Raw genomic sequence first — 2,262 nt, forward strand, 5'->3', positions numbered from 1 at the left:
CGTCTCAATACGTGTCCGGAGGGGGACTTGAACCCCCACGCCCTAATACGGGCACTAGCACCTCAAGCTAGCGCGTCTGCCATTCCGCCACCCGGACCGGTGGTGCGGGACAAGATTAGCGGAGGGGTTGGCGGAAACGGAAATCGAGGCTGGGCCAGGCGAAATGGGGTGCGCGGGGGAGAGTTTCGGGCTAGTGGAGGATGCCGAGGAGGTTGGCGTTCTTGATGGGGGTGTCCTTGTTGGCCTGGATCTGACAGAGGCTCTGGACTGCCGCCATGGAGAGGTCGACCTGGGTGCCGGAGGGTTCGTTCTGGGTGCCGGACTGCTGCTTGATGAACTTGGTGATGGTGATGCGCTGGGTGTCGGCGCTCTGGATCAGGTAGTCGCTGCACTTGGTGTCACCGCCCTGGTTGAGCGCCTTCTCGACATCCGAGCAACCCGAGAGCAGGGTTACGGCCAGTGCGGCGGCCGCCACGGCCGTCCATCGCGCGGTGTTCATCATGCGTTCCTCGTGGGTCGTGCGCGGGGCCGAGGCGGCCGCGCGATCGACCGCCACTGTAGATGGGCGCGACCGTCCCGCAATCGGGGGCGGACCCGGAGATTCAACTCTGAGTCGCGTGAAGTGCGTCACAGCACGCGTCGGGGCCCTCAGCGGTAGTCGGTGGCGCCGGCCGTGCGCCAGGCGTGCGCCTCACCGGGACTGCCGCGGCGACCGAGCAACTCGGCCAGTCCAGCCATCGCGCGCGGGTCGCCGTGGCTGGCGGCCGTACGCCACCAGTGTTCGGCCTCGGGGTAGTCGCCGCGGCGGTAGCGGACCACACCCAGGTCGTAGGCCGCGCCCACATGCCCGAATTCGGCTGCCTGCGCCCATAGTTGGCAGGCCTGCTCCTCGTCGCCGCGGCTCTGCATCGCCACACCCAGCTCGTAGAGCGCGTTCCGGTAGCGACTGGCCTCGGCGGGCAGATCGGGACGCGGCGGTTTCCTGGTGGTGGCGAGCTCGACGACGAGTTCCCCGAAATCGGGCGGTCCGACGCCGGTGGAACAGTGCAGGACGGTCATGGTCGGTTCCCGGGTGATGAGCATCCCGTAATTGCCGACCCAGGAGACGGTCGCGCCGCTGTCGTCGACCCAGACGGGGGTCAGCGTGATCGCGGCGTCGGTGTCGGTGGGGCACACCTCGAGGTCGATCCCGCCGTCCATCGCGTCACTCCAGACGTCAACCCCCCTGATCTGGCGGCCACCCAGCAACACGTTCCCCCGGTCCACGGCCAGCCCGATGCCGAGGCTGCGCACCCCCGCCCGCGCGACGGCCGTGCGCAGGGTCAGCCGGACGGTCGCGGGGGAGTCCCCGAGAGCCTCCGAGTGCAGCGGGTAGACCTGCGCTCCGTTCCAGGTCACGGGGTCCGCACTGGCGTATCGATCGGCCAGGGACGGCACGGTCGCGGCCGGTTCGGCGTACGGATACGACCCCTGCATCTGCCCCGCCCTTCGCCGGTGCCCGGTGATGTTCGCGCCCACCGTAGTACCGATGCCCGGCGTGGGGTCGGGTATTTGCCAGCTACGTCTGCCAGCAAACTTCTGGTCAGTCGACCGGTGTCGTGGGAGGCTCGAGACGGACCTCCCGTGTCCAAATTTCGCCGGTCGGTCGACGTGTCGGCCACGTCCACGCGGTGTGTCGTACTTGCGGAGGGCCCGCTGTCCTGTTGAATCGTCGGCGAAATACCAGCGAACGAGTGAAAGGTAAGGACATATGGCTCTGCCCACCATGACCCCCGAACAACGCTCCGAGGCGCTGGCGAAGGCCGCGGCGGTTCGTAAGGCCCGCTCGGAACTCATCGCGCAGGTCAAGAAGGGGTCTGTCAGTCTCGCCGAGGTGCTCAAGCGCGCCGACGCGGAAGACTTGGTCAAGAAGACAAAGGTGGCGGCGGTCATCAAGGCGCTGCCGGGTATCGGCCCCGTCAAGGCGGCCAAGCTGATGGACGAGGCCGAGATCCCCGCCGACCGCCGCATCGGCGGCCTGGGCTCCCGGCAGCGCGCCGCGCTGCTGGAGGCGCTGAAGGCTTGAGATCGGGGGGTGGCCTGCCGGGCCGGCATCCGGCCCGGCGGCAACCACTCCCACCGCCTCCTCCTGCTCGGCAAACACGCACTACATCGACCGATTTGGTCCGCGCGGCCCGATCCGATAACCTTGCTGAGCACCACCGGTCCGGGTGGCGGAATGGCAGACGCGCTAGCTTGAGGTGCTAGTGCCCGTATTAGGGC

At 68.2% G+C, this 2,262-nt stretch carries 3 protein-coding genes and 1 tRNA gene; 1 reads left to right on the top strand and 3 read right to left on the bottom strand.

Annotated elements, in window-relative coordinates; translation table 11 throughout:
- Window positions 1-12: 12 nt before the first annotated feature.
- The 3 genes from ACFV4K_RS35425 to ACFV4K_RS35435 all read right to left on the bottom strand — a co-directional run bounded on the left by ACFV4K_RS35425 (window position 13) and on the right by ACFV4K_RS35435 (window position 1,476).
- Window positions 13-97 (bottom strand) — tRNA-Leu (locus ACFV4K_RS35425).
- 93 nt (window positions 98-190) lie between these two features.
- Complete coding sequence (locus tag ACFV4K_RS35430; RefSeq protein WP_379280658.1) at window positions 191-499, bottom strand: hypothetical protein; 309 nt, start codon at window positions 497-499, stop codon at window positions 191-193.
- A gap of 149 nt (window positions 500-648) precedes the next feature.
- Window positions 649-1,476, bottom strand: a complete 828-nt coding sequence (locus ACFV4K_RS35435; RefSeq protein ID WP_379280659.1) for a tetratricopeptide repeat protein — start codon at window positions 1,474-1,476, stop codon at window positions 649-651.
- A gap of 274 nt (window positions 1,477-1,750) precedes the next feature.
- Here ACFV4K_RS35435 and mihF point away from each other — a divergent pair, with 274 nt between their 5' ends.
- On the top strand, window positions 1,751-2,065 hold the full coding sequence (gene mihF, locus ACFV4K_RS35440) for an integration host factor, actinobacterial type (protein ID WP_357081650.1): 315 nt from the start codon (window positions 1,751-1,753) through the stop codon (window positions 2,063-2,065).
- The last annotated feature ends 197 nt before the right edge of the window (window positions 2,066-2,262 follow it).

The organism is Nocardia sp. NPDC059764 (assembly GCF_042732555.1).
Taxonomy (GTDB): Bacteria; Actinomycetota; Actinomycetes; order Mycobacteriales; family Mycobacteriaceae; genus Nocardia.

Excerpts from the sequence above, each read along its gene's own strand:
- ACFV4K_RS35430 (WP_379280658.1), bottom strand. The coding sequence starts at position 499 with ATGAACACCGCGCGATGGACGGCCGTGGCGGCCGCCGCACTGGCCGTA.
- ACFV4K_RS35435 (WP_379280659.1), bottom strand. The coding sequence starts at position 1,476 with ATGCAGGGGTCGTATCCGTACGCCGAACCGGCCGCGACCGTGCCGTCC.
- mihF (WP_357081650.1), top strand. The coding sequence starts at position 1,751 with ATGGCTCTGCCCACCATGACCCCCGAACAACGCTCCGAGGCGCTGGCG.